This window comes from Qipengyuania xiamenensis (assembly GCF_019711495.1).
GTDB classification, from domain to species: domain Bacteria; phylum Pseudomonadota; class Alphaproteobacteria; order Sphingomonadales; family Sphingomonadaceae; genus Qipengyuania; species Qipengyuania xiamenensis.
The window spans coordinates 118,485-144,753 of the sequence record NZ_JAIGNM010000003.1; the positions used below are offsets into that span (position 1 = coordinate 118,485).

At 63.0% G+C, this 26,269-nt stretch carries 27 protein-coding genes; 13 read left to right on the forward strand and 14 right to left on the reverse strand.

The annotated features are described in order from the left end of the window. Nucleotide 1 precedes the first annotated feature (1 nt). Complete coding sequence (locus K3165_RS12115; protein ID WP_221549156.1) at nucleotides 2-709, forward strand: murein L,D-transpeptidase catalytic domain-containing protein; 708 nt, start codon at nucleotides 2-4, stop codon at nucleotides 707-709. Here K3165_RS12115 and K3165_RS12120 read toward each other — a convergent pair whose 3' ends face one another. Next, nucleotides 710-2,110 (reverse strand): L,D-transpeptidase family protein, encoded by a 1,401-nt coding sequence (locus K3165_RS12120; RefSeq protein ID WP_221549157.1) that lies wholly within the window; start codon nucleotides 2,108-2,110, stop codon nucleotides 710-712. A 146-nt stretch (nucleotides 2,111-2,256) separates the two neighbouring features. On the opposite strand from K3165_RS12120, the gene K3165_RS12125 reads away from it, so the two are divergent. Beyond that, nucleotides 2,257-3,141: a DMT family transporter gene (locus K3165_RS12125; RefSeq protein ID WP_221549158.1), complete on the forward strand. Its 885-nt coding sequence runs from the start codon at nucleotides 2,257-2,259 to the stop codon at nucleotides 3,139-3,141. On the opposite strand, the gene K3165_RS12130 is transcribed toward K3165_RS12125, so the two are convergent. Continuing rightward, entirely contained in the window at nucleotides 3,138-3,305 is a 168-nt protein-coding gene (locus K3165_RS12130; protein ID WP_221549159.1) for a hypothetical protein, read from the reverse strand. The two genes, K3165_RS12125 and K3165_RS12130, sit on opposite strands and share 4 nt — an antisense overlap. Nucleotides 3,306-3,534: 229 nt before the next feature. Here K3165_RS12130 and acnA point away from each other — a divergent pair, with 229 nt between their 5' ends. After that, nucleotides 3,535-6,210, forward strand: a complete 2,676-nt coding sequence (gene acnA / locus K3165_RS12135) for an aconitate hydratase AcnA (RefSeq protein WP_221549160.1) — start codon at nucleotides 3,535-3,537, stop codon at nucleotides 6,208-6,210. Between the two features lie 66 nt (nucleotides 6,211-6,276). Here the strand turns inward: acnA and K3165_RS12140 are convergent, their stop codons facing one another. The 5 genes from K3165_RS12140 to ruvA all read right to left on the reverse strand — a co-directional run bounded on the left by K3165_RS12140 (nucleotide 6,277) and on the right by ruvA (nucleotide 9,865). Next, nucleotides 6,277-7,104, reverse strand: coding sequence for a hypothetical protein (locus K3165_RS12140; protein WP_221549161.1), 828 nt, complete (start codon nucleotides 7,102-7,104; stop codon nucleotides 6,277-6,279). A 94-nt stretch (nucleotides 7,105-7,198) separates the two neighbouring features. Continuing rightward, complete coding sequence (ruvB, locus tag K3165_RS12145) at nucleotides 7,199-8,221, reverse strand: Holliday junction branch migration DNA helicase RuvB (protein ID WP_221549162.1); 1,023 nt, start codon at nucleotides 8,219-8,221, stop codon at nucleotides 7,199-7,201. Next, a complete protein-coding gene (locus K3165_RS12150; RefSeq protein WP_221549163.1) occupies nucleotides 8,218-8,709 on the reverse strand; it encodes a hypothetical protein in 492 nt (163 codons plus the stop codon). The genes ruvB and K3165_RS12150 overlap by 4 nt, the downstream gene beginning before the upstream one ends. After that, nucleotides 8,706-9,233, reverse strand: a complete 528-nt coding sequence (locus K3165_RS12155; RefSeq protein ID WP_247714128.1) for a DsrE family protein — start codon at nucleotides 9,231-9,233, stop codon at nucleotides 8,706-8,708. The genes K3165_RS12150 and K3165_RS12155 overlap by 4 nt, the downstream gene beginning before the upstream one ends. A 26-nt stretch (nucleotides 9,234-9,259) precedes the next feature. Continuing rightward, nucleotides 9,260-9,865: a Holliday junction branch migration protein RuvA gene (gene ruvA, locus K3165_RS12160; RefSeq protein ID WP_221549165.1), complete on the reverse strand. Its 606-nt coding sequence runs from the start codon at nucleotides 9,863-9,865 to the stop codon at nucleotides 9,260-9,262. A gap of 114 nt (nucleotides 9,866-9,979) precedes the next feature. Between ruvA and aroC the strand changes: the two genes are divergently transcribed. Together aroC and K3165_RS12170 are read left to right on the forward strand one after the other, a co-directional pair. Beyond that, the gene (aroC, locus tag K3165_RS12165; protein WP_221549166.1) at nucleotides 9,980-11,047 is read left to right on the forward strand and encodes a chorismate synthase; all 1,068 of its coding nucleotides are present in this window, start codon (nucleotides 9,980-9,982) and stop codon (nucleotides 11,045-11,047) included. A 28-nt stretch (nucleotides 11,048-11,075) separates the two neighbouring features. Beyond that, a complete protein-coding gene (locus K3165_RS12170; RefSeq protein WP_247714129.1) occupies nucleotides 11,076-11,660 on the forward strand; it encodes a protein-methionine-sulfoxide reductase heme-binding subunit MsrQ in 585 nt (194 codons plus the stop codon). On the opposite strand, the gene K3165_RS12175 is transcribed toward K3165_RS12170, so the two are convergent. After that, nucleotides 11,645-12,151: a ComEA family DNA-binding protein gene (locus tag K3165_RS12175; protein ID WP_221549167.1), complete on the reverse strand. Its 507-nt coding sequence runs from the start codon at nucleotides 12,149-12,151 to the stop codon at nucleotides 11,645-11,647. The two genes, K3165_RS12170 and K3165_RS12175, sit on opposite strands and share 16 nt — an antisense overlap. A 255-nt stretch (nucleotides 12,152-12,406) precedes the next feature. Here K3165_RS12175 and ahpC point away from each other — a divergent pair, with 255 nt between their 5' ends. The 4 genes from ahpC to K3165_RS12195 all read left to right on the forward strand — a co-directional run bounded on the left by ahpC (nucleotide 12,407) and on the right by K3165_RS12195 (nucleotide 17,869). Continuing rightward, nucleotides 12,407-12,973 carry an alkyl hydroperoxide reductase subunit C gene (gene ahpC / locus K3165_RS12180; RefSeq protein WP_040966000.1) on the forward strand — a complete coding sequence of 189 codons (567 nt, stop codon included), beginning with the start codon at nucleotides 12,407-12,409 and terminating at the stop codon, nucleotides 12,971-12,973. Nucleotides 12,974-13,144: 171 nt separating this feature from the next. Beyond that, nucleotides 13,145-14,734 (forward strand): alkyl hydroperoxide reductase subunit F, encoded by a 1,590-nt coding sequence (ahpF, locus tag K3165_RS12185; protein WP_221549168.1) that lies wholly within the window; start codon nucleotides 13,145-13,147, stop codon nucleotides 14,732-14,734. Between the two features lie 207 nt (nucleotides 14,735-14,941). Continuing rightward, entirely contained in the window at nucleotides 14,942-17,158 is a 2,217-nt protein-coding gene (gene katG, locus K3165_RS12190) for a catalase/peroxidase HPI (protein ID WP_221549169.1), read from the forward strand. 102 nt (nucleotides 17,159-17,260) lie between these two features. Then, on the forward strand, nucleotides 17,261-17,869 hold the full coding sequence (locus K3165_RS12195) for a Pr6Pr family membrane protein (RefSeq protein WP_221549170.1): 609 nt from the start codon (nucleotides 17,261-17,263) through the stop codon (nucleotides 17,867-17,869). Here the strand turns inward: K3165_RS12195 and K3165_RS12200 are convergent. The 3 genes from K3165_RS12200 to K3165_RS12210 are packed head-to-tail and all read right to left on the reverse strand — an operon-like array spanning nucleotide 17,853 to nucleotide 20,267. Further along, a complete protein-coding gene (locus tag K3165_RS12200) occupies nucleotides 17,853-18,401 on the reverse strand; it encodes a Smr/MutS family protein (RefSeq protein WP_221549171.1) in 549 nt (182 codons plus the stop codon). The two genes, K3165_RS12195 and K3165_RS12200, sit on opposite strands and share 17 nt — an antisense overlap. Continuing rightward, nucleotides 18,398-19,582: a murein transglycosylase A gene (gene mltA / locus K3165_RS12205; RefSeq protein ID WP_221549172.1), complete on the reverse strand. Its 1,185-nt coding sequence runs from the start codon at nucleotides 19,580-19,582 to the stop codon at nucleotides 18,398-18,400. The genes K3165_RS12200 and mltA overlap by 4 nt, the downstream gene beginning before the upstream one ends. Before the next feature lie 25 nt (nucleotides 19,583-19,607). Continuing rightward, nucleotides 19,608-20,267 (reverse strand): Tim44/TimA family putative adaptor protein, encoded by a 660-nt coding sequence (locus K3165_RS12210; RefSeq protein WP_221549173.1) that lies wholly within the window; start codon nucleotides 20,265-20,267, stop codon nucleotides 19,608-19,610. 259 nt (nucleotides 20,268-20,526) lie between these two features. Between K3165_RS12210 and secB the strand changes: the two genes are divergently transcribed. Genes secB through trpS form a run of 3 tightly spaced genes read left to right on the forward strand, consistent with a single transcriptional unit; the run spans nucleotide 20,527 to nucleotide 23,712 of the window. Then, on the forward strand, nucleotides 20,527-21,063 hold the full coding sequence (gene secB / locus K3165_RS12215) for a protein-export chaperone SecB (RefSeq protein WP_221549174.1): 537 nt from the start codon (nucleotides 20,527-20,529) through the stop codon (nucleotides 21,061-21,063). A 23-nt stretch (nucleotides 21,064-21,086) separates the two neighbouring features. After that, nucleotides 21,087-22,691 (forward strand): murein biosynthesis integral membrane protein MurJ, encoded by a 1,605-nt coding sequence (gene murJ, locus K3165_RS12220; protein WP_221549175.1) that lies wholly within the window; start codon nucleotides 21,087-21,089, stop codon nucleotides 22,689-22,691. Between the two features lie 4 nt (nucleotides 22,692-22,695). Continuing rightward, complete coding sequence (gene trpS / locus K3165_RS12225) at nucleotides 22,696-23,712, forward strand: tryptophan--tRNA ligase (protein ID WP_221549176.1); 1,017 nt, start codon at nucleotides 22,696-22,698, stop codon at nucleotides 23,710-23,712. 1 nt (nucleotide 23,713) lies between these two features. Here trpS and K3165_RS12230 read toward each other — a convergent pair whose 3' ends face one another. The 3 genes from K3165_RS12230 to K3165_RS12240 all read right to left on the reverse strand — a co-directional run bounded on the left by K3165_RS12230 (nucleotide 23,714) and on the right by K3165_RS12240 (nucleotide 24,750). After that, on the reverse strand, nucleotides 23,714-24,031 hold the full coding sequence (locus tag K3165_RS12230) for a heavy metal-binding domain-containing protein (protein ID WP_221549474.1): 318 nt from the start codon (nucleotides 24,029-24,031) through the stop codon (nucleotides 23,714-23,716). Between the two features lie 88 nt (nucleotides 24,032-24,119). Further along, nucleotides 24,120-24,356, reverse strand: coding sequence for a DUF2312 domain-containing protein (locus K3165_RS12235; RefSeq protein WP_090477501.1), 237 nt, complete (start codon nucleotides 24,354-24,356; stop codon nucleotides 24,120-24,122). Between the two features lie 82 nt (nucleotides 24,357-24,438). After that, nucleotides 24,439-24,750: a DUF1244 domain-containing protein gene (locus K3165_RS12240; RefSeq protein ID WP_221549177.1), complete on the reverse strand. Its 312-nt coding sequence runs from the start codon at nucleotides 24,748-24,750 to the stop codon at nucleotides 24,439-24,441. A gap of 49 nt (nucleotides 24,751-24,799) precedes the next feature. Between K3165_RS12240 and pyk the strand changes: the two genes are divergently transcribed. Next, complete coding sequence (pyk, locus tag K3165_RS12245; protein WP_221549178.1) at nucleotides 24,800-26,269, forward strand: pyruvate kinase; 1,470 nt, start codon at nucleotides 24,800-24,802, stop codon at nucleotides 26,267-26,269.

Sequence of the window (26,269 nt, forward strand, 5' to 3'; positions counted from 1 at the left end):
CATGAATCGCCGCGACCTTCTCAAGGGCACCCTCGCCGCCACTGCCGCAACCAGTTTTGCGGGCCGGGCGTTTGCGCAGGTGAACCCGACCGCGAGCCGCGATGCCCAGCTGTTCGCCATTGCGCGCGAGCAACTCGCGCGGGTCGGCAATGCGATCTGGAAGAAGGACATTGTGGGAATCGCCGATTTCGGCCTGCATTCCTCGCAGAAGCGCTTCCACTTCGTCGATCTCGCCAACGAACGCGTCGAAAGTTTCCATGTCAGCCACGGCACCGGTTCGGACAGCGAACATGACGGCTGGCTCAAGCGCTATTCGAACATCGAGGGGAGCGAAGCGACGAGCCGCGGCGCCTATATGACGCGCAGCTGGTATACCGGACGCTACGGCACCTCGATCAGGCTGGACGGGCTCGACCCAACCAACGACCTTGCCCTTCCCCGTGCCATCGTGATGCATCAGGCTGAGTATGCCCGCCCCGAACATGTCTCGCGCTGGGGCCGCCTTGGCCGTTCGAACGGGTGTTTCGCCCTTGGCCCGGACCAGTTCGACAAGGTGCTGATCGACCTGAGCGGCGGCCGGTTGCTCTACGCCGAGAGTCTCGGCCTTGCCGAAGACGGCAGCCGCATGCGTCCGCCGATCACGCAGACCGAACTGGTCATGAACGAGAACGGCGGCACGTTCGAACGCACCAATCCCGGCGTATTCTAATCAGGCGGTAATCTGCATGTCGTCGATGATCTCGACGGCTTCCTCGCTCGTTTCGCGGGCACGGTCCGAAACGCGCGGTGCATCGAGTGCCTCGAGTACCGGCTTGTCGCGATCGTAGAGATCCTTGAACGCCTTCATCTCGCCATTCACGTCGGTCGCCATGGTGAAATAGGTGATGTAGACCGGCCACTGCTTCGCCATCGGATAACGCGTATATTCCCGGCTCGCGCTGATTTCCGTCACTTCCTGCTGGATGTCGGGCAATTCGGCCTTGCTCGTGGCATTGCCGAGCATCGCCATGGTCATGGCAACTTCGAGAGCGCCTTCCACGCGAATACAGCCGTGGCTGAGTGCGCGGTTAGCCTGGTTGAACAGGTGGCGACTGGGCGTGTCATGAAGAAAAATTGCATGCTCGTTGGGCATGTCGAGCTTCATCAGTCCGAGAGCGTTGAGCGGTCCCGGCTGCTGGACGACGCCGATCCATCCGCCGGCACCCTTGGTCGCCTTGTAGCCCTGCGAAGCGGCCCACTGCGGGTTGCTGAGAACCTTGTTGCCCAAACCTTCGCCGACGACGATCGACTGCGGAACGGTCCAAGTCGGATTGAAGATGATGGCTTCAACCATCTCGGAGAGTTGCGGCGTGGCCGTGCGGCCGGGCTTGCCGACAACCGTGCGATAACTCTTGATGATGCGCCCGTTCACCGTCAGGCGAAGCATGAATTCGGGCACATTGGTCATGAGGTATTGCTTGCCGAGATCCTGCGGCAGCCAGCGCCAGCGATCCATGTTGGCGCGGATCAGCTTGATGCGGGCGGGATCGGTTGCAGTGGCGAGCTCTTCGCGCAGCGCTGCGTAATCGGGATGGACCGGATGCAGGCCGGTAAGCGTGCCGGTGATGTCCCCAGTCGCCAACGCGTCCTCGAGCAATTTCCAAGTCGGCAGGCGATCGGCATCGGGGTCGACCACGAACCACTGGCGGCGCGATTCCATCGGGGTCCGGCCGTCGCGCAGGTCCTCAACCAGCCAGACAAAGGTCTCGCTGGCGAGCACGTTGAGCGCATCGCTCTCGCCTTCAGCGGCACGCTCCTGCAAGGCATCGAGCCGGTAATCTTCGGGACGAAGGCCTTCAGCAGTCAGTGTCGGGATGAATTCGATAAGCTGCTGGACCTGCTCGACAGTCCAGACGCCTTCGAGCGAGGGCACTTCCTGCACCACCTCGCCGCTCTGCATACGGATGTCGCCGAAGGCCTCCTCCACCGTCTGCGGCGCTTCGCTGGCCCGTTCTTCCTGCCTTTCGGTCTGTGGCAGTATGCTTTCGGGCACAGATTCCTGCGCCGATGCTGCCGTGAAAAGGCCTGCCGCGATCAGGGCGGCGCCGGAAAGAAGGGTCGGTTTATTCATCAGTCCCACCAGTATGTGACGGCAGCGTAAATAGCTGCGCGGCGCGCAGTGCGCCATTGTTGTTTGAACATATATTCGCCGAAAGCTGCTTGCGGGTCGCTGAACCGTGATGACCTGCCGCGTTCACGACCCTATGGTCCGGCCCGATGAGCAATTCTGCCGAGCATTTGCGCCCCATTCTGGCGACCATGGCGGGAATTGCACTTTTCTCCGCGATGGATGCAGTGATGAAGAGCGCCTCGATCGCAGTCGGGGCCTACAGCGCATATTTGCTGCGCTGCCTGCTGGGCTTTGCGATGATCGCGCCTTTCTGGCTGTGGCGTAGCCGGCGGATGCCCGAGAAACATGTCATGCGTGTGCATATCGTTCGTGGGGTGGTGGTCGCCTTCATGGGTTGGACCTTCTTTGCCTCGCTCGTGCGCCTTCCGTTGGCCGAGGCCATCGCGATCAGCTTCGTGGCCCCGCTTATCGCGCTTTTCCTCGCGGCATGGCTGCTCGGCGAAAAGATAGAGCGGCGCGCTATCATCGCAGCCATCCTGGGCCTCGCGGGTGTTATGGTCATCGTCGGCGGCAGGATCGGGCGAGAACGGATGACCGAGGATGCCGTGACCGGCCTTATCCTCATCGGCGTGTCTGCCCTGCTCTATGCGTGGAATCTCGTTCTCCAGCGCCAGCAGGCACTTGTCGCCGGGCCGGTCGAGGTCAGCACATTCCAGAACGGGATCGTCAGTTTCGTGCTGCTAGCCGGAGCGCCTTTCCTGCTGGTCTGGCCCGAAGGCCGCGCATGGCTGGAGATCGGCGCAGGCGCGGCGCTGGCCGTGGGCGCAGCCTTATTTCTTGCCTGGGCCTATGCCCGCGCCGAGGCGCAGAGGCTCGTGCCGATCGAATATACCGGCTTCCTGTGGGCCTCGCTCTTCGGCTGGCTCTATTTCGGGGAGAGGGTCGGACCGACCACCGTTGCGGGGGCCGTCCTGATCGTCATCGGGTGCTGGATCGCCACTCGCCGGCGACCCGAGCAAAGAGCTCTTTAACGCTGCGCTGCTACCGCGACCTGGGTCGCCTCGCTTGCCTGCGCATCATTGCCTGCGAAGGTGAATGCAGCGGTGAACATGGCTGCAACACCGAGAACGGCAGCGGTAACGGCGACATGAAGGGTTCGGCGCGACGTTTGCGTCGCGTTCCGCAGGGTATTCATAATAAACTCCTCATCGGGCCGCGCGCTTCCGGCGGTTTGTGGCCGTGCGCTCCAGTTGCCCAGATTTTGCCTTAATAATCGATGAAGAGCTTTTCTGGTTCCCGGCGAAGCGTTTCTGAGACGCGCCAACCCTTGATTTTTTGACCGTCACAGCGCACAGGCGCGGCACATTTCGCTGTCCGGACCATTGGTCTCGTGACGGCTCCAGACAGAAAGGACGAAAGCCCGCATGACCCAGGTCGGCCAGGACACGCTCGGAACACGCTCAACCCTTACCGTTAACGGCAAGGATTACGCCTACTACTCCTTCAAGAAGGCGGCCGAGAAAATCGGTGACGTGTCGAAGCTTCCCTTCAGCCTGAAGGTCCTGCTGGAGAACATGCTGCGCTTCGAAGACGGTGGTTTCACCGTCTCGACCGACGACGCACAGGCAATCGCCGACTGGCAGAAGAACCCGGCGACCGGCAAGGAAATCCAGTACCGCCCGGCGCGCGTACTGCTGCAGGACTTCACCGGCGTGCCCTGCGTGGTCGACCTCGCTGCAATGCGCGATGCGATCGGCAAGCTCGGCGGCGACACCTCGAAGATCAACCCGCAGGTTCCCGTGAACCTCGTGATCGACCACTCGGTCATGGTCGACGAATTCGGCCACCCCAAGGCTTTCGAAAAGAACGTCGAGCTCGAATACGCCCGCAATGCCGAGCGTTACGACTTCCTCAAGTGGGGCTCGAAGAGCTTCAAGAACTTCTCCGCAGTGCCCCCGGGCACCGGAATCTGCCACCAGGTGAACCTCGAATACATCGGCAAGGGCGTGTGGAACTCGGAAGGCCCTGACGGCGCGACCGTCGCCTATCCCGACACCTGCGTCGGCACCGACAGTCACACCACCATGATCAACGGCCTTGGCGTCCTTGGCTGGGGCGTCGGCGGTATCGAAGCCGAAGCAGCGATGCTCGGCCAGCCGATCTCGATGCTCATCCCCGAAGTCGTCGGCTTCAAGCTGACCGGCGCGATGGCAGAGGGCGTGACCGCGACCGACCTTGTGCTTACCTGCGTGCAGATGCTGCGCGAAGTCGGCGTGGTCGGCCGCTTCGTCGAATTCTACGGCGAAGGCGTTGCCAACCTCACCCTCGCCGACCGTGCGACGATCGCCAACATGGCGCCCGAATACGGCGCGACCTGCGGCTTCTTCGGTATCGACGACAAGACGCTCGAATACATGCGCCTCACCGGCCGCGACGAGGAAACCATCGCGCTCGTCGAAGCCTATTCGAAAGAACAGGGCATGTGGTTCACGCCGGAGAACGAGCCGGTCTTCACCAAGACGCTCGAACTCGACATTTCCAAGGTCGTGCCCAGTCTCGCCGGCCCCAAGCGCCCGCAGGACCGCGTTGCACTTCCGCAGGTCGACGAGCTGTTCAACACCGACCTCAAGTCGATCTACAACAAGGATGCGCCGCTGCGCGTCGACGTCGAAGGCAAGGACCATGACGTCGGCGATGGCGACGTCGTGATCGCCGCGATCACCAGCTGCACCAACACCTCGAACCCCGATGTGCTGATCGCCGCCGGCCTCGTCGCCAAGAAGGCGCGCGAAAAGGGCCTCCAGCCCAAGCCGTGGGTGAAGACCAGCCTCGCACCAGGATCGCAGGTCGTCACCGATTACCTCGTGAAGTCGGGCTTGCAGGACGATCTCGACGCCATGGGCTTCGACCTCGTCGGTTATGGCTGCACCACCTGCATCGGCAACTCGGGCCCGCTCGCTCCGCCGATCAGCAAGGCCATCAACGGCAACGACATCGTCGCCGCATCGGTCCTCTCGGGTAACCGCAACTTCGAAGGCCGCGTGTCGCCCGACGTGCGCGCCAACTTCCTCGCTTCGCCGCCGCTCGTGGTTGCTTACTCGATCCTCGGCACGGTGACGAAGGACATCACCGAAACCCCGCTGGGCCAGGACCAGGACGGCAACGACGTGATGCTGGCCGATGTCTGGCCAACCAATGAGGAAATCCGCGAGCACCGCACCAAGAACATCGACCGCGAGATGTTCGAAAGCCGCTACGCCGACGTCTACAAGGGCGACGAGCATTGGCAGGCTATCAAGGTCGAAGCTTCGGACACCTACACCTGGAACCCGACCAGCACCTACGTCGCCAGCCCGCCCTTCTTCGAAGGCATGGACATGGAGCCGGCACCGGTCACCGACATCACCGATGCAAAGCCGCTGGCGATCCTCGGCGATTCGACTACGACCGACCACATCTCGCCCGCAGGCTCGATCAAGGAAGACAGCCCCGCTGGCGAATACCTCAAGAGCCATCAGGTCTCGAAGCAGGACTTCAACTCCTACGGCTCGCGCCGCGGCAACCATGAAGTCATGATGCGCGGCACCTTCGCCAACATCCGCATCAAGAACGAAATGGTCCCCGGCACCGAGGGCGGCATCACCACCTACAAGGGTGAGCAGATGCCGATCTACGACGCCGCCATGAAGCACAAGGCCGACGGTACGCCGCTGGTCGTCGTCGCTGGCAAGGAATACGGCACGGGTTCGAGCCGCGACTGGGCCGCAAAGGGCACCATCCTGCTCGGCGTTCGTGCCGTGATCGTCGAAAGCTTCGAGCGCATCCACCGCTCGAACCTGATCGGCATGGGCGTGCTCCCGCTGCAGTTCCAGGATGGCGACACCCGCCAGAGCCTCGGCCTCGGCGCGGACGACACCTTCACGATCAAGGGCCTTGCCGACCTGACCCCGGGCCAGGACGTCGAAGTGGAAGTGACGCATGAAGACGGCTCGAAGGCCACCTTCACCGCACTTTGCCGCATCGATACGGCGAACGAGATGGAGTATTACCGCAACGGCGGCATCCTCCACTACGTACTACGCAAGCTCGCCGCTTCGTAAGCAGCACGGTACAAACAGATCGAAGGGCGGTTCCGCGAGGAGCCGCCCTTTTCATTTGCCCAGTGCTCAGGCGGGGTGCGCGACCGGTGCCTTGCGCGTCGGCCCCAACCCGTGCTGCCAGCCGAACCAGACCGCAGCGATCCCTGCCAGCGCGCCGAGTGCCAGTGTGATGGCAGGCGGGATCTGGGCATAAAGCGCGAAGGCGGCGCTCATGCTGGGGATGTATTCGGCAAACCACATCAGCACCATCTGTGCGGCTACGAAAAACATCACCGCCAGCCACGGCGCGCCATGTTTCCGGTCGCGAAGGTAGAGCGCGGCAGCGAAGAGGAAGACGAGCCCGTCGCTGATCACGATGACGTCGAGCACATCGCGCGGTCCCTCGCTGCTGAGGAAGTCGAGCCACGGGATGTAGAGATCGATCACGCGGCTGAAGGGGGATTCGAAAAGGATGGCGGGAGTGGCGAGCATGTAACCCGCATGCAGCCTCACGTTCCTGCGGTGCTTCAGCGCGTTGTAGAAGAGGTAGAGATAGGCGGCGATGGCCGTGACCATCCCTATCCCGAAAGCCGGGCCCAGTTGCATGATGAAGGGGTTTTCCTCGGCGGCAAAGCGGCTGGCCGAAAGATTGATGATCGACACGAAGCCTAGGATCAGCAGCGGAAAAAGGACGAAGCTCGCCCGCCCCATTGTGCGATGCCAGGCGGGCTGCCGGTTATGGATGGTCAGGCTTTGCGCGATGAGGAAGAGCAGCCATGCCAGCGATGTGAAAGCGTGGACATGGAAGGCGAAGGGTATCGGTGTCGCGAACAGCAGAAAATAGCTCGGCCAGAAGCCAGCGACCGTGACCAGCACCACGAACCCGACCCAGTAATGTCCGTATTTGTAAGGCATCGTCATCCCCTCCCCAAAAGTGGATGCGACCCTCGTCTTATGCGCGGCAGTCTCTCACGAAGCCTGCCGTTTGGCAATCGGGGCTACCCCTTGCCTATTTCCCTTCTTCGAACAGTCCGCCCTGTGGCGGGCTCAAGCCGAGGTGCGTCCAGCCGCCATCGTTGAGCATGCGGCCGCGCGCAGTGCGGGCGATCAGGCCGAGCTGGATGAGGTAAGGCTCGATCACTTCCTCCACCGTATCGCGCGGTTCGCTAAGGCCAGCCGCGAGCGTTTCGACGCCGACGGGGCCACCCTTGTAGGTGGTCGCGATCATGGTGAGGTAGCGGCGGTCCATCGCATCGAGGCCAAGGCTGTCGACCTCGAGCCGGGTCAGCGCCTCGTCGGCGACCTTGCTGGTCACGGTCGGCTCTCTCAGCACGGAGGCGAAGTCGCGCACGCGGCGCATCAGGCGGCCTGCGACACGCGGCGTGCCGCGCGAACGGCGGGCGATCTCGCGCGCACCGCCCTCGTCGATCCCCATGCCGAGCAACCCAGCCCCGCGAGTGACGACCTTGAGCAGTTCGTCCTCGGTGTAGAAGTTGAGCCGCACCGGAATGCCGAAACGGTCGCGCAAGGGCGTGGTCAGCAGCCCCTGCCGCGTGGTCGCGCCGACCAGCGTGAAGGGCGGCAAGTCGATCCGCACGCTGCGCGCCGAGGGGCCCTCGCCGATGATAATATCGAGCGCGCGGTCCTCCATCGCCGGATAGAGCACTTCCTCGACCACCGGATTGAGCCGGTGGATCTCGTCGATGAAGAGCACGTCGTTCGGCTCGAGATTGGTGAGCAGCGCGGCGAGGTCACCCGCCTTGGCGATTACCGGGCCAGAGGTGGCGCGGAAGCCGACGCCAAGTTCCTTCGACACTATCTGCGCCAGCGTGGTCTTGCCGAGGCCGGGAGGTCCGAAGAACAGCACATGGTCCATCGCCTCACCACGGTTTTTCGCGGCCTCGATAAACACGCGAAGGTTCTCGCGCGCCGCCTTCTGCCCGACGAACTCCTCGAGGCTCTTGGGCCGCAGCGCCGCATCTGGGTCTTCCGGCTGCCGGTCGGGCGAATGGAGGGGGACGGGTTCGGTCAATTTAAGCCTTCTAGCGTAATCAGAGCGGCGACAATGATCGAAACGAACGGAACGAAATAGAGCAGTCCTGTCAGCTTCTCATATCGCTTGACCTCGTGACCTGACTCAAAATCGATTGCATCAGGTAAGTTCTCGGCATTCCCAGTGGTCGCGAACTCCTGAAGTCCGCGAGCTGCTTTCGAAACGAACCCGTACATATTCGCAAATGCGTTTGCCTTTAAGTAGGCCAGTGCGACGGTCGAAAGCAGACCGACGAAAAACCAAATCAGCGCATAAAACCTTGAGTTATCATCAATGCCGGATGCGTTTAAGATGGTAATCACACCGCCAGAGGTGATTGTTAGCTGGGCTGCAAGCGTCCACCGCTCTGTCGAAGCAGCTTGATCACGGAAAAACTTACCTTCTTCAATCCAATACTCGGCTTGAGGGCCGGTCTTTTTCTGAAGCTCTTCCAGCCGTTCCGGCGATATATGGGACGGTTTTTTCAAAACGGGTTCACCGTGTAGCCGCGCTGCTGGAGCTTCGCGTGGGCGGTCATGGCGGAGAGGTCCATTTCGACGCCCTCGATCAGCTCGTCTTTACTCACCCCATAGGTCGCCGCGCTTTGACCACAGACAATAAAGCGCACGCCTTTATCCAGCATAGCACGGACCATGGAGGCGCTGCCATTCTCGCCTTCCATATCGTGCGCCGCCCAGCCATCTGCCGAGAGCAGGTCGTGGACCGCCTTGCCATGCACCACCACGGCGACGCGGATGTTCTCTTCGGCCACGCCATGCGCGACATGCATGTTGATGAAGCGGGCCGCGCTTTCGAAACCGCGATTGCGACCGCCGTCCTTGGCTGGCTCTGCGACGTCGAAGCTGTGCGACAACTCGGTATCAGGCGCGAAGGTCTCGACGCCTTCGACCGGAGCATGCGGGCCGAAGTCTTCGAAGACGGGTCCGGTCTTGAACGCGCTCATGTCCTGAGCGCTAACCGCAGTCGCTAGCAGCGCTGCTGCTGCGCTCATCAAGCCAAGCTTCAATGCCGTCACTTTCATCCTGCTGCCCTCTTCAATGCGACGCGGATAAGGTCGCCCTCGCTCGCGCCTTCGCCCAGGTCGCCCTGCGCTGCCGCCACTGCGCGCGCCGCCACTGCCGGCTTGAAGCCGAGGTTCTCGAGCGCGCTCACTGCATCGGCACTCGCGCCGCCGGCCGGTGTCGCCGGCGCCACACCGCCTGCGGAGCCGCCGCCTGGAAGCGCGCCGGCCTTGTCCTTCAGCTCGTTGACGATGCGCCCCGCCAGCTTCGGCCCCACGCCCTGCGCGCGCGCAACGGTGGCGGCATCGCCATTGGCGCAGGCCTGTTGCACCTCGCCAGTCGAGAGCGCCGAGAGGATCGCGAGCGCGACCTTGCTGCCCACGCCCTGCACCTGCGTGAGCAGCCGGAACCAGTCTCGTTCGGCTGCCTCGGCAAAACCGAGCAGGCGCATGTCGTTCTCGGAGACCTGCAGGTCGGTGTAGATCGTGCAGGCCTCGTCTTTCTCGCCCAGCGCGGCGAGTGTCTTGGTCGAACAATGGACGAGATAGCCTACGCCCGAGACGTCGATCACCGCCCAGTCGGCACCGGTTTCGTCGAGCAGGCCTTTCAGCTTCGCAATCATAGGTCTCTTTCCGCGCTACGCTCCGCTGCATGAGCGCCTTTTGTTCTTGCGCCACAAGAATGGCTTGGTCCAGCCCTAGTGGACTTGGCCCCACAGTTGAGACAGGAAGGGGCCATGAGCTGGAACACATTCGGACGCGTGCTTCGCTTCACCACCTGGGGGGAAAGCCATGGCCCTGCCATCGGCGCGGTCCTCGACGGGTGCCCGCCAGGTATCGAGCTGAGCGAGGCCGACATCCAGCCCTTCCTCGACGCGAGGAAACCGGGGCAGAACAAGTTCACCACGCAGCGCAAGGAGCCCGACGAGGTCCGCATCCTATCGGGCGTGTTCGAGGGCAAAACGACCGGCACGCCGATCAGCCTTTTGATCGAGAACACGGACCAGCGATCGAAGGATTACTCCGAGATCGCGAACACCTATCGCCCCGGCCATGCCGACTATGCCTATGACGCGAAGTACGGCTTTCGCGACTATCGCGGTGGCGGGCGGTCGAGCGCGCGCGAGACGGCGATGCGCGTGGCTGCAGCCGGCGTTGCGCGCAAGGTGATCGGCGAGGTCGAAATCCTCGCCTATGTCGCCGAGATCGGCGGCGACCGGATCGACCCTGCGAATTTCGACTCCGGGGAAATCGGCCGCAATCCGTTCTGGTGCCCTGATGCCGAGGCGGCGAAACGCTGGGAAAAGCTCGTGGACGATGCCCGCAAGGCAGGCTCGTCCCTCGGCGCCGTGGTCGAATGCGTGGCGACAGGCGTTCCCGCCGGATGGGGCGCGCCGGTCTACGCCAAGCTCGACAGCGATCTCGCAGCCGGCATGATGACCATCAATGCGGTCAAGGGCGTGGAGATCGGCGACGGCTTCGATGCAGCGCGTCTCACGGGAGAACAGAACGCCGATGCCATGTCACCCGGCGAAGATGGCGTGGAATTCGCAGCCAACCACGCAGGCGGCATCGCGGGCGGCATTTCTACCGGCCAGCCGGTAGTCTGCCGCGTTGCGTTCAAGCCGACCAGCTCGATCCTCACACCGGTTGCCAGTGTAGATCGCGAGGGCAAGGCCACCGAGGTCCGTACCAAGGGCCGCCACGACCCCTGCGTCGGCATCCGCGGTACGCCAGTTGTCGAAGCGATGATGGCGCTGGTGCTGGCGGACCACAAATTGCTCCACCGCGCGCAGTGCGGCTAGCCCGCATTCCTTCGGAAGACTGCCCGCAATGAAGACCTTCGCAAATTCGCGCCCCTTGCTGTGGCTGCTGCTTGCCCTGCCCGGGATCTGGATGAGCTGGCGCTGGATTATGACGCCCGATCTCTATGGCTACGGGCATGCGATCGCCGACAGCGGAGACTGGGCCGCGTGGCTGTTGCTGGTGACGCTGGCGGTGACTCCGATCCGGCTCGCGTTTCGCAAGCAGAAGTGGGCCGTCTGGCTGATGCGGCGCAGGCGTGACATCGGCGTGGCGAGCTTTGGCTATGCCGCGTTCCACACCGGGATCTATCTCTGGAAGAAGGCCTCGCTTTCCGCGGTGCTGGCGGAAATGGACGATGCGTACCTGCTCACCGGCTGGCTGGCCTTTGCGCTGTTCGTACCGCTCGCCGCGACATCGAACGACATCGCGACGAGGGCACTCAAGCGGTCATGGAAGACGCTGCACCGCCTCGTCTATCCGGCGGCGGTGCTGGTCTTCCTGCACTGGGTCCTGTCCGCCTTCGATCCGACCACCGCTTGGATCCACGTGGGCATCCTGGTGGTGATCGAAGGGGTCAGGGTCGTGCTGCAATATCGTCAGAGAGTGACGTAGTTGCGGAAGCGGGCCACTTCGGCCTCGTCGACATATTTGCCGATTTCACGGTCGAATTCGGCCATGTCTTCGTAGGGGCGATATTCTTCGAATTCGTGGACCATCTTGTCGGTCATGCCCGGGATCAGGCGGATCTGCTCTTCGGTCGCCTCGTTGAGGTTGACCGGCACGAACACGGTTTCGAGCACGGCTGCGGCTTCGTCTGCCGACAGCGTTTCGAGCAGCAGTGCGTTGAACGCGGTCACGTCTGCAAAGGGCTGACCTGCGACGATCGCAGCGGCGAGTTCTTCCGACACACCTTCGACAGCAGCAAGCTGCTCGGCAGTTGCGGTGCTGGCGTCGAGGACACTGGTCGTTTCGGCAGCAGCGTCAACGTCGGTGGCGGCTGCAGTCTCGTCGGCATCGACGGCAGCGTCGTCTGCACCACCCGAGCAGGCGGCCAGAGCAAGGGTGCTGCTGGCGAGTGCAGCGGCGAAAGCAAGTTTACGCATATCGAATCCTCTTATTGCGAAGAATTCTCATTAGCAGAGAAATCGAGCATGCGAAGGTCTTTCTGGCAGAAATGCCGGAAAATCCTCAAAGTTGCGTAAAATGCACGATAATCGCCAACCAGTTGCGCTTTTCGAAAGTTCCAATCGATTGATTGAAAATTCCGATGCTCGCAATCGCAACATATCGCTTTTGTGCATCGCAACAGGGCCTATCTGGAACCCATCAGTTTCCACCCGAACAACGGAGAACAACCAATGGGTATCATCGGCAGCACCATCAAGCCGTTCAACGCAACCGCCTTCCAGGCCGGCAAGGACTTTTTCGAAGTCACCGACGAAGATGTGAAGGGCAAGTGGGCCGTCTTCTTCTTCTATCCGGCCGACTTCACCTTCGTCTGCCCGACCGAACTCGAAGACCTCGGCGAGCAGTACAACATGCTTCAAAAGATGGACGTCGAAGTCTACGCCGTGTCGACCGACACGCACTTCAGCCACAAGGCATGGCACGACACCTCGGAGAAGATCGGCAAGCTGAACTTCCCGTTCCTCGGCGACCAGAACCACGTCCTTGCACGCAACTTTGACGTGCTGCGTGAAGGCGCAGGCCTTGCCGACCGCGCAACCTTCGTCGTCGATCCCGATGGCGTGATCCAGATCATGGAACAGACCTGCGAAGGCGTCGGCCGCAATGCCAACGAACTGGCTCGCAAGATCAAGGCTGCACAGTACGTCCGCGCCAACCCCGGCCAGGTCTGCCCGGCCGCGTGGGAAGAAGGCAGCGACACGCTTGCCCCCTCGCTCGACCTCGTTGGCAAGATCTAAGCTGACAGCCTGAGTTCAGGTGGGGTTGCCTAGTGGCCCCACCCCCCAAGCCCGAGAATATAGTCTCGGGTCGCTGGAAGACCCGGGGGCATTCCTCCCCCCCTTAGCTCCCGGGTCTTTACCCCCCGTCGTTTTCGAAACCCGTCACCGCTCAACGCCCGGAGTCCGTCCATGCTCGATGCAAACCTGACCCAGCAGCTCAAGACCTACCTCGCCAATTTGCGCGAGCCGATCGAGCTGGCCGCCTCGCTCGGCGATGACGAGAAATCGCGTGCAACGCGCGAACTGCTCGAAGAAATCAGCGCGCTGCACGACATGGTCAGCGCAAGCTTCGACGGCACGGACCACCGCAAGCCGAGCTTCGTGATCCGCCGCGCGAGCGATGCGGAGAAGTGGGTGCGTTTCGCGGGCCTGCCGATGGGCCACGAATTCACCTCGCTGGTGCTGGCCCTGCTGTGGGCCGGTGGCCATCCGCCCAAGGTCGATGCCGACCTGCTCGAACAGGTCCGCGGAATCGAAGGCGATTTCAATTTCGAGATGTATTTCTCGCTCTCGTGCCACAACTGCCCGGACGTGGTGCAGGCGCTGACGCTGATGGCGCTGGAAAACCCGCGTATCACCGCGACACTGATCGAAGGCGGCACCTACCAGGACGAAGTCGAGAAGCGCGACGTCATGGCCGTGCCCGCGACCTTCCTCAACGGCGAGCCCTTCTACAACGGCAAGATGGAACTCGCCGAAATCCTCGCCAAGATCGATACCGGCGCGGATGCCAAGGCAGCCGAGAAGCTCTGGGCCAAGGATCCGTTCGAAGTGCTGATTATCGGCGGCGGCCCTGCCGGCGCAGCCTCGGCGATCTACACCGCACGCAAGGGCTTTCGTACCGGCATCGCAGCCGAACGTTTCGGCGGCCAGCTGCATGACACGCTCGGCATCGAGAACCTGCCCGGCACCGCCTACACCGAAGGCCCCAAGCTCGCCGGCGATCTCGAACGCCATGTCGGCGAATACGACATCGACTTGATGAACCTCGCCAAGGCCGTGAAGCTGGTGCCTGCCAAGGAAGAAGGCGGATTGCACACGATCGAACTGGGCAACGGTGCCTCGCTCAAGTCGCGTAGCCTGATCCTCGCGACCGGCGCGCGCTGGCGAAACCTCGGCGTTCCGGGAGAAGCGGAGTATCGCAACAAGGGCGTAGCTTACTGCCCGCACTGCGACGGCCCGCTGTTCAAGGGCAAGCGTATCGCCGTGATCGGCGGCGGCAACTCGGGCGTCGAAGCGGCGATCGACCTTGCCAAGATCGTCGGCCACGTGACGCTGATCGAATTCGACGAAAAGCTGCGCGCCGACGAAGTGCTGCAGAAGAAGCTTCGCAGCATGCCCAATGTCGAGATCGTCACTAGCGGCCAAACGACCGAGATTACCGGCAAGGATGGCAAGGTCGACGGGCTGGTGGTGAAGAACCGCAAGAGCGGCGACGAACGTCGGATCGAGCTGGAAGGCGTGTTCGTCCAGATCGGCCTCGTGCCGAATACCGAATGGCTCGAAGGAAGCGGCCTCGAACTCACCAAGTTCGGCGAGATCGTCACCGACGAGGAAGGCCGCACCAACCTGCCGGGCATTTTCGGCGCCGGTGACGTCACCGATGTGCCCTACAAGCAGATCGTCGTGGCCATGGGTGAAGGCTCGAAAGCCGGCCTCTCGGCCTTCGACTACCTCATCCGTACCGAGCCTGCCGAGGACATCGCCCAGGCTGCCTGAATTTGATCCAGATCAGTTGGAAAAGCGCCGTCATTCCAAGCGAATGGCGGCGTTTTTCGTGCCTGGAGCACGCCTCGTCGTAAAATCGCCTCAGCCAATCAATTTGAACCGTTTAATCGATTGGACGAATTAAAGGGGCGGGTTCATCTTCTCAAATGTCAACTCGGACGGGAGACCCGAGTCTTTATACAAGAGGAGAGCGATTAGATGGACGCCAAAACCGGAGATATCAGCGGCTGCCCGTTCCATGGTAATGCGGGCACGCGAGACCTTTTCGGTCGTCGTAACCGCGACTGGTGGCCCGACCAGCTCGACCTGGAAATCCTGACCGAAGGCGGTCGCGCGGCCGATCCGATGGACGAAGATTTCGACTATTGCGAAGCCTTCAACGCGATCGACTACCAGGCGCTTAAGAAAGACCTGACCGACCTGATGACGGACAGTCAGGAATGGTGGCCGGCAGACTACGGCCATTACGGTCCGTTCTTCATCCGCATGGCATGGCACGCGGCCGGTACCTATCGCACCGGCGACGGTCGCGGTGGCGGCGGCAGCGGCCAGCAACGCTTTGCTCCGCTCAACAGCTGGCCCGATAACGGCAACCTCGACAAGGCCCGCCGCCTGCTGTGGCCGATCAAGCAGAAATACGGCAAGCATATCAGCTGGGCCGACCTCTTCATCCTTACCGGTAACGTCGCGATCGAAAGCATGGGTGGTCCCGTGTTCGGCTTCGGCGGCGGCCGCAAGGACGTGTTCGATCCCGAGACCGTCTATTGGGGCACCGAAGAGAAGTGGGTCGATACCGGCGCTGAAACGCGCATCCAGCCCGACGAGGGCATGGCGCTCGAGAACCCGCTCGCCGCGATCCAGATGGGTCTCATCTACGTCAATCCCGAAGGCCCGGGCGGCAACCCGCACGATGCCGAGGGCATGGCCCGCGACATGCGCGAAACCTTCGCCCGCATGGCCATGAACGATGAAGAAACCGTTGCCCTTACCGCCGGCGGACACGCCTTCGGCAAGGCCCACGGCGCCAAGCCCGCCGACACCTTCGGCAGTGCGCCAGAAGGTGAAACGCTGCACCGCATGGGCTTCGGCTGGCTGACCGACCCCGAGGAAATTGGCAAGGGTCACATCACGACTTCGGGCATCGAAGGCGCTTGGACCCCGAACCCGACCGAGTGGGGCAACGACTACTTCCGCCTGCTGTTCAAGTATGACTACGAGCTCGTCCAGAGCCCGGCAGGTGCGAACCAGTGGCAGCCGATCAATCCGGACCCCGAGGACATGGCGCCCGACGCGCGCGATCCGTCCAAGAAGGTCCCCACGATGATGACCACCGCCGACATGGCGCTGAAGCGCGACCCGGAATATCGCAAGATTTCCGAGCGTTTCCGCGACGACCAGGCGGCGCTCGACGATGCCTTCGCCCGCGCGTGGTTCAAACTGTGCCACCGCGACATGGGTCCAAAGGTCCGTTACCTCGGCCCGGAAGTGCCCGAAGAAGACCTGATCTGGCAGGACCCCGTCCCCGCCGGCACGCAGGTTTCGGACAGCGATGTCTCCGCCTTCAAGTCGAAGGTTCTCGATAGCGGCCTGACCGTTTCCGAACTGGTTAAGGCGGCCTGGGCCTCGGCCTCGACCTACCGCAACTCTGACCATCGCGGCGGCGCCAATGGCGCGCATATCCGCTTCGACGAGATCAAGAACTGGAAGGTCAACGATCCCGAGGAACTGGACAAGGTCCTCACCAAGCTCGACGAGATCCGTGGCGGCATCTCGATGGCCGATGCCATCGTCATCGCCGGTTCGGCCGCAGTCGAGAAGGCAGCGAAGGATGCCGGTTTCGACATCAGCGTCCCGGTCACCACCGGCCGCGGCGATGCTAGCCGTGAAGACTTCGATGCCGAGAGCTGGGAGCCGCTGGAACCCTTTGCAGACGGTTTCCGCAACTACCTCAAGACCAAGGCTTCGGTGAAGACCGAGGACATGCTGGTCGACAGGGCGCACCTGCTCGGTCTCTCGATCCCCGAAATGACCGCACTGGTCGGCGGGATGCGGGCCATGGGCGCGGTGACCAAGCACACGACCCACGGCAACCGCATCGGTGTTCTCACCGAAACCCCGGGCAAGCTGGACAACAGCTGGTTCGTCAACCTGCTCGGCATGGGCGTGATCTGGGAAGAAGTCGACGACAGCGGCGACGAGGAATTCGTCGGCACCTGCCGCAAGACCGGCAAGGAACTGTGGCGCGCCACGCGCACCGACCTCGTCTTCGGCTCCAACTCGCGCCTGCGCGCAGTTGCCGAGGTCTATGCCGAGAACGGCAACGAGGAGAAGTTCGTCCGCGACTTCGTCAAGGCCTGGACCAAGGTCATGGACGCGGATCGCTTCGATCTGACCTACGCCAAGTACCACAAGTAAGGCGTTGTTCTGACCCTTTGTGGTCGCAGAGGGCCCCCGGCGGAAACGTCGGGGGCCTTTTTCTTGCCTTTACGGCTGGTCGAGGCGCGCTAGGGAGAGCGCATGATCGTTTCGCACTCGTCCCTCTCGCGCCGCGTCGCGGGCATCATCTCCATCGCGGCATTCGTCGCGATCGGCGCTCAGACCTTGATCAACGAGGGCAACAACCCGCTGCTCAATCTCGCGCTGATGCTGCGTTACTTCACGATCTGGAGCAATATGGCGGCCGCACTCCTGCTGGGCTGGGTCGCACTGCGCGGGAAACTGGATGCGCGGATCGCCTTTGCCCTCGCGACAGCGCTGGCGATGGTCGGCATCGTCTACCACCTGCTGCTCGCGGCAGACCATCATCCGGTCGGCTGGGACTGGTATACGAACCAGATGCACCACACTGTTGTGCCGCTCGCCACCGTCTTTTGGTGGCTGGCGTTCTCCGGCGTGAAAGCGACCGGCTGGCGCACGCTGCCGATCGTGATAGCGGTGCCGATCCTCTACACTGGTTTTGCGCTGGTGGTGGGCGAGACGACGGGCTTCTACCCTTACTTCTTCCTCGACTTGCCGCAACTCGGCTGGGGCCAGCTGCTGCTCAATGTCGCCGGCCTCGGACTGGTTTTCATGGCTTTCGGTGCGCTGCTCATGGGCATGCGCAAGCTGATCACCGCTCGCGTCTGAGCACGATGTAAAGCGCGCCCTCGCCGCCGTGGCGAATATGCGCGCGGCGCACTGCCGCGATGGCCGAGTGGTGGCTCGATGCGGCCAGCCAGTCGAGCACCTTGGCGCGGATCGCACCGCGCTTGGCTCCGCGATCGGCCGGATCGACAGGGCGCGGTTTGCCCGTCACCAGCAGGATCGTGCGGGCGCCCATGGCCCGGGCCTGCGCCACACCGCTCATCAGCCGGTTGTAGGCGCCATCGAGATTGTGCCCGTGAAGGTCGAGCGTGAAGTCGGGCTGGATCGCGCCCGACTTGAGGCGCTTGTCCCAATGACCGTCGAGATTGTTCTGCGGCGTCGTGGCAGGCGGCGGAGCGGGCTTTGCAGGCGGCTTGGCCTGCTGCGGCTTGAGCAGGACTTTCTTCGGCATCACCGGCTTGGGCGCGGCGTCCTGCCGTGCCGGTTTCGGCCGCGCGTGCATCGGCTTCACCGTTGCGGCGACCTTTTCCCAGGCTTCCGCTTCTTCGGCCGAGAGTCCCCGCGGCGCGCTCATTGTTTCAGGCGCGCGCGCGTCCCCTTGGGCAGCAGCAGGTACGCCTTGCCGCTTGAGCTCATTGCCCCTGCAATCTCGCGGGCGTCCGCGCCATTGCCCCAGAATGTGTCGAAGCGGTTCGCGCCCCTGATCGCACCGCCGGTGTCCTGCGCGATCCACAGACCGTCGGCAACATTGGCTTCCATGTCGAGCCAGACGGGTGCGCCGTAGGGAACGAACTTGGGATCGACCGCCACGCTGTCGCGGGCGTAGACCGGCACTTCGAGCGAGCCCAGCGGCCCGTCGGTGTCGAGCTCGCGGAAGAAGATCCAGCTCTTGTTGAGGTTCATGATCTCGTCGGCGCGTTCCGGATTGGCGCGCAGCCATGCCATCAGGCCCTGCATCGAAGTCGGGTACTCGGTGCCTTCCCCGATCAGGCCCTGCTCGCGCATGGGTCGCCCGATGGCGACATATTCGCGGCCGTTCTGGCCCGCATAGCCGATGCGCATGACATCGCCGTCGGGAAGGCGCAGCAGGCCGCTGCCCTGGATCTGGAGGAAGAAGAATTCGACCGGGTCGGCGGCCCAGGCGATCACCGGCACCTTGCCGTCCAGCGCGCCCGCCACGATTTCGGAACGCTCGAAATAGCGGACGAACTCGCCCGCCTCGTTGTAACGGCCGAGCGGCGGGCGACCGGTGCGCTCGTCTTCGGAGACATCGTCAGGCCATGCCCGTTCGAGATCGTCGGGCAGCGCGTAGACCGGCACTTCGTAGCTGGGCTGGCGCGTGCGGCTGCCGAGAATTTCGGGTTCGTAATAGCCGGTGGCGAAGGCCGTCCCGTCGCCGACGATGACCGTCTCGAACTGGCTGCGGAAGAATTCTCCTGCATCGCCCGACCAGTTCACCGCCGCGCCGCAGGGCGCCTGCCAGTCGACACGGCGCGTGAGGCCGCTGGTATCGTCACGGAAAAGGATCTTGTCGCACGAGCGCTTGAAGGCTTCGAGCGCGGGCGCGGCGTCGAAACCGACGAAGGGCATGGTCTCGATATCGGGTCCGGGCATGAGGGTGGCAGCAGAGGCCGTGTCCACCGGTGCAGGTTCGGGCGCCTCGACGACTCCGAGGTCTTCGGGCGGGCGCGCATCGGGATTGGCCGCGCATCCGGCAAGGGCAAAGGCTGCAACCAGCCCGGCTAGACGTTGCATGCCTTTCTCCAGCTTGGCGGGTGGCTTAGCCCTGGTCGGTCTCGTCGAGGACCCAGTTCGGGTCCATCGCATCGACATTGCGGGTGAAGGTCCAGATATCGCGGCTTTCCACGGCATCGTCGAGCGAACCGGCGACGACATTGCCGTCCTTGTCGCGCGTGACCGATGCGATGTCGGAGACGAACAGCACGGCGATACGTGCGGTGCGCTTGTCGAGTTCGGCCGAATGGATGGTCGCATCCTCGATCCGGATCAGGCGGTTGTCGAGCGTTTCGCCAGCCGCTTCGCGTGCGTCGATTGCGGCCGAGAATCCGGCATAGACGTCATCGTCGGTCAGGTCGCGCAAGGTTTCCTTGTCGCCGTTCCAGAAGGCTTCGAGGATCATGCCGTAAGCAGCTTTGGCGCCTTCGAGGAAGCCGAGAAGGTCGAACCGCGGATCGGCCGAGGCGATGGCTCGCACACCTGCCTCGTTCGCGCTCGAGCCATTGTCGATGCTGCGCAGGCGCACGGGTTCACGGACAGGCTCGCTCGGGCGTTCGGTCGCGGGAGCGATGCGGTTTTCCGGCGAATCGTAGCGACGCGAGATCGGCTCCTCCTCATGCTCCGACCTCTGGCCGAGCACGGAATAGAGGCGCAGGCCAAGGAAGGCTGCGATGGCGGCGAGGATGACGATCTCGGTGATCACGTGAAATTTCCGTTCAGCTTGTATGAGAGCTACGCCCGGCGGGCTCTCTAAGTTCCAGTCCTGTCTGCCCTAGATAGGGTCGAATTACAAACGGGCAATGAACCATTCTCGGCGCATCGGCTGGTGCTTGCGCCAAGGTGTAGCCTGCCAGCTGCATTGCCCAGCGCGCAAGGCGGTGCTAGGCGCGCCAGCGAACCGTGGGACGGTGTACTCGCCTTCCCTGCGTAATTTTCCAGTTTCTCGACAAGAAGTGACCAAAATGGCTGACGACAACAACGTTCTGACCGATCTCGACATGGATCCCGCAGCCGGTGCCAATGGCGCCGACAACCGCCCCTCGGTGGGCCTGCTGAACCAGTATGTGAAGGACTTCTCGGTCGAGAACCCGAACGCGCCCAAGTGCTACCAGTGGAACGATCAGCCCAAGGTCGACATCCAGGTGAACATCGGCGCCAGCCAGATCACCGACGAAGTGCACGAAGTCGAGCTGAAGCTGACCGCACGCGCCGATGCCGAAGAAGGCAATCTTTACATCGTCGAGCTGGCCTATTGCGGCCTCGTCGGCATCCGCAACCTGCCCGAAGAGCATGCCCACGCATTCCTCTTCGCAGAAGCACCGCGCCTGCTCTTCCCCTTCGCTCGCGCGATCGTTTCCGACGCCGTGCGCGAAGCCGGCTTCCCGCCGCTGCTGCTCGACCCGATGGATTTCGGCGCGCTCTACCAGCAGCAGCTCCAGGCCCGTGCGGCGCAAGCGCAGGGCGAAGGCGCCCCGGCCGCGCCGACCGGCGACGCCTGATAGCGCAAAGCCAAGGCTAGGCCATGAGCCTGCTCAAGAACGTCGGCACGATCGGATCGCTCACCATGGTGAGCCGCGTGGCCGGCATGGCGCGCGAGATGATCTTCTCGCGCGTCCTCGGCGCCAATGCGGTGACCGACGCTTGGTTCCAGGCCTTCATCATACCCAACGTCTTCCGACGCCTGTTTGCGGAAGGCGCCTTTTCGGCAGCGTTCGTGCCGATGTTCTCGAAGCGCCTTCACGGTGACGGTGGGCTGGAAAGCGCGCGCAGTTTCTCTGACGATGTGCTGAGCATTTTCCTGCCGGTGCTGATCCTACTGTGCGCGGTGATGATGATCGCCATGCCGGGCGTGATCTACGTGCTATCGGACAAGCCCATCGATCCGGTCGAATACGACATCGCCGTCGCTTTCGCTCAGATCATGTTCCCCTACATCCTGCTGGTCAGCCTCGTTACGCTGTTCACGGGCATGCTCAATTCGGTGAGCCGGTTCGCGCCGGGGGCGAGCTTTCCGATCATCCTCAATGTGGTGCTGATCTCGGCCTTGCTGGGCGGCGAATATGCCGCCGCGACTTTCGGCTGGAGCGTCGAGCAGGTCGGCTACGTCATCGCCTGGGCGGTTCCGGTCGCAGGCGTACTGCAGCTTGCCTGGCTCTACATCTGGACACGGGTGGAAGGCTTCCGCCCTCGTATCCTGTGGCCGCGTATAACGCCGGAGGTGAAGCGCCTGTCGATCATCGCACTGCCCGCCGCGATCGGTGGCGGCGCCTACCAGATCAACACGCTGGTCCAGCTTTACTTCCTCAACCAGCTGGCGACGGGTTCGGTCAGCCACATGAACTATGCCGACCGCCTCAACCAGTTGCCGCTTGGCATCATCGGCATTGCGCTGTCGACGGCGATCCTGCCGACGCTCTCCAAGTTCGTCGGAGGCAACAACAAGGAAGGCGCGGACCGCATCCAGTCCGATGCCATCGAGCTGTCGATGTTGCTGACCATTCCGGCGGCGGTTGCGCTTGCGATCTGTGCGACGCCGTTCATCACGATGCTGTTCCAGGGCGGTCGCTTCACAATTGAAGATGCGAACGCCGCAGGGGCCGTACTCGGCGTTCTGGTGCTTGGGCTGCCCGCCTATGTCCTCGTGAAAGTGCTGGTGCCGAACTTTTACGCGCGCTCCGATACGCGCACGCCGGTTTATGCAGCTTTCATCTCGCTCTTCGTATTCGTGGTGAGCTGCATCTGGAATATCGGTCTGTCGCTGCCGTGGCTCACGATCGAGCCGCTCGGCTACGGTGTCCCCGGTATCGCCGCGGCCAGCGTCATCGGCGCATGGATCAATGTCGGCTATCTCTACGCGGTTCTCGTGAAGCGCGGCTACTACACCATCCCGCTCGCGCTCGTTGGCCGCGTCTTGCGCCAACTCGTCGCCGCACTCGCCATGGGCGCCGCCTTGTGGTTCGCGCGCGATTTGCTAACCGGCTGGTATTCCGCAGGCCTTTTTGCCCGCATCGGGGCGCTCGCCGCGCTCGTGCTGTGTTCGGCAGTGGTCTATTTCGGCGTCGCATACCTTGTCGGTGCCATCGACAAGCAGCGCATCGCTGCCCTCACCAAGAAGAAAGCTCTCTGATCCAATGCGTGTTGTTTCCGGCATCCAGCCAACCGGCAATCTCCACCTCGGAAACTACCTGGGGGCGATCCGCAATTGGGTGCGGATGCAGGACGAGATGGAAGAGGGCAGCCAATGCCTGTTTTTCCTCGCCGATTTGCACGCGATCTCCATGCCGCATGATCCGGCCGAGCTGAACAAGGGTACGCTGGAGATGGCCGCGGCGCTGGTCGCTTGCGGCATCGATCCGGCGAAGAGCGTCGTCTTCAACCAGGCGCAGGTGCCGCAGCACGCAGAACTGCAATGGCTGCTCGGCGGCACGGCCCGCATGGGCTGGCTCAACCGCATGACGCAGTGGAAGGACAAGGCGGGCAAGAACCGCGAGGGCCAGTCGGTCGCGCTGTTCACCTATCCGGTCCTGCAGGCTGCCGACGTGCTGCTCTACCAGGCAACGCATGTGCCGGTGGGCGAGGACCAGAAGCAGCATCTCGAACTCGCTCGCGACATCGCGCAGAAGTTCAACAACGACTTCGCCTCCGAAGAGGCGCCGGTCTTCACCCTGCCCGACCCGATCGTACCGCCGCAAGCCGCGCGCATCATGAGCCTGCGTGACGGCGGGAAGAAGATGAGCAAGTCCGATCCTTCGGACATGAGCCGCATCAACCTCGCCGACGATGCCGACGAAGTGATGAAGAAGGTCAAGAAAGCGAAGACCGATCCCGAGCCGCTGCCGAGCGAGGAGAAGGGTCTGGAAGACCGCCCCGAGGCACTGAACCTCGTGACGATCTACGCCGCGCTGACCGACGGCAGCGTCGAAAGCGTGCTCAAGGATTTCGGCGGCGAAGGCTTCGGCAAGTTCAAGCCCGCGCTGGGCGAGGTGCTGGTTGAGACCCTGCGTCCGATCTCGGAACGCTTCAATGGCCTCCTCGAAGACCGCGAGGCACTCGACGCAATCCTCGCGCGCGGCGCATCGCAAGCGCGCGAGATCGCGGTTCCGACGCTCGAGAAGACCTACGAGGCGCTGGGCCTCGTACGCGGCTAGGTTAGACCTTCACCGCGGTGCCGCTGGCCGAGACCATCAGCATCGAGCCAGTGTCGCCGATCACTTCGTAGTCGAGGTCGACGCCGACCACGGCATTGCCGCCACGAGTCGCGCATTCGGCCTGCAGTTCCTCGATCGCCTGGTTGCGCGCATCGGCGAGGATGCGCTCGTAGCTGCCCGAGCGGCCGCCCACGATATCGCGGATATTGGCGAAGAGGTCGCGGAAGAGGTTTGCACCGACGATCACCTCGCCGGTGACGATGCCCAGATATTCCCGGATCGGCTGCCCCTCGATGGTGGGCGTGGTGGTGACGATGATGCCGCGCGCGTCTTTCCAGGGTCCGGGCATGTGCAGTTCCTCCTATCTCGATTGGTGTATTATCGAGATAGGACGGATGCCTGCAAAATCAACCCATTCCGAGCGCGGCCTTGTAGGTGTCGAGAATGGTTTCCTGCTCGCTGCGCTCGTCGGGCTTCATCTTGCGAAGGCGGATGACCTGGCGCATGATCTTGGTGTCGTAACCCACGGCCTTGGCCTCGGCGTAGACGTCGCGGATGTCGTCGGCGATGCCCTTTTTTTCTTCCTCGAGGCGTTCGATGCGCTCGATCAGCAGGCGCAGGCGGTCGTCGGTGGCTTCGGCCATTTTCAGGGTTGCTCCAATGAAATGAGAATCGGTTGAGGCGTTCGATAGCCACCCTCCCCGATCAGGTGAAGGCGGCGACTCGCTAGTCCACGCGATTTTTCGCGACACTCGCTTTCATGCGCGCCAATTGCTCTTCCGTAGCGGGCGTCTGGCGGGTTGCCTTCCATTCGTCCTGAGGCATGCCGTGGATCAGTTCGCGCGCCGCCGCCTTATCGCCTTCGAAGCCTGCGTCGAGGATCCAGTCGGCAAGACAGTTCCGGCAGAAACCCGACAGCCCCATCAGGTCGATATTCTGCGCATCGTGGCGATCCTGCAGGTGGCGGACCAGCCTGCGAAATGCCTGTGCCGCTACGGCATCGTCGAGTTGGTCGAGTGCGTCTGAATTGGTATCCATCGAAAGCTTGTCCTTGAGTTGCCACACGGCTCTGCCATAGGCGGTGTCCATGCAAAAGCTCGATCCCAAGCGCATTGATCCCCGCGGCCGCAAGGTCAAGATCCTCGCCACGGTAGGCCCGGCCAGCCGTTCTCCCGAAATGCTCGCCCGCCTGTTCAAGGCCGGCGTCGACGCCTTCCGCGTCAACATGAGCCACGGCGAGCATTCCGATCACGAGAAGACGATCAAGGCGATCCGCGCGATGGAGAAGGACTTCCATCGCCCGATCGCGATCCTTGCCGACCTGCAGGGGCCGAAGCTGCGCGTGGGCAAGTTCAAGGACGGGCAGGCGGTGATCCGCCACTCGGGGCATTTCACGCTCGACCAGAACCCCGAACCGGGTGACGAAACGCGCGTCCAGCTGCCGCATCCCGAACTGTTCGGCCTGCTCGAAAAAGGCCAGCGCCTGCTGATCAACGATGGCAAGATCCGCCTCAAGGTAATCCGCGCCGACGATCAGGAAATCCTCTGCTCGGCAGAAGTCGGCGGCGTGATCTCGGACCGCAAGGGCGTGAACGTGCCCGACGCCGAAGTCCCCATCCCCGCGCTTACAGACAAGGACCGCAAGGACCTCGCCTTCGCGATGAACCAAGGCGTCGACTGGATCGGCCTGTCCTTCGTCCAGCGCCCCGAAGATCTTGCCGAAGCCCGCCGCCTTATGGGCGGCAAGGGTGCGCTGTGCGCCAAGATCGAAAAGCCGATGGCCGTGCGCCGCCTCGACGAGATCATCGAGCTGAGCGACGGCATCATGGTCGCACGCGGCGACCTCGGCGTAGAGCTGGAGCCGCAGGAAGTCCCGCCGCTCCAGAAGAAGATCGTCAACAAGGCGCGCACCGCCGGCAAGCCGGTGATCGTGGCGACACAGATGCTCGAGAGCATGATCGAGAGCCCCGCCCCGACGCGTGCCGAGGTCTCCGACGTGGCGAACGCGGTATATGACGGGGCCGATGCGGTCATGCTTTCGGCGGAAACCGCTGCGGGCGACTGGCCCGAAGAGGCAGTGACGATCATGCACCGCATCGCGCGGCAGGTCGAAAGCGACGAATCCTATCTGGAACGTGTGCGCTTCCTCGACACGCCGCCCGATGCGACGACTGCAGACGCGCTCGCACACGCCTGCATGACCGTTGCCGACACGGTCACGATCGAGGCGATCACTGTCTTTACCGGAAGCGGCTCCACCGCGCGCCGCGTCGCCCGCGAGCGTCCGAACGTGCCTGTTCTGGTCCTGACCCCAAGCATGAAGACCGCCCGCCGTCTCGGCCTGCTATGGGGCGCCCACGCCGTTGCGACCAAGGACATCGGCAGCTTCGAAGAGATGATCGCCAAGGGCAAGCGCATGGCGCTGCGCCACGGCTTTGGCCGCGCAGGCAGCAAGCTCATTGCGCTGGCAGGCGTTCCTTTCGGCACGCCGGGTTCGACCAATCTCATGCATGTCGTCACCGTAAGCGGCGACGAACTGGAAAATCACGAGAGCTGA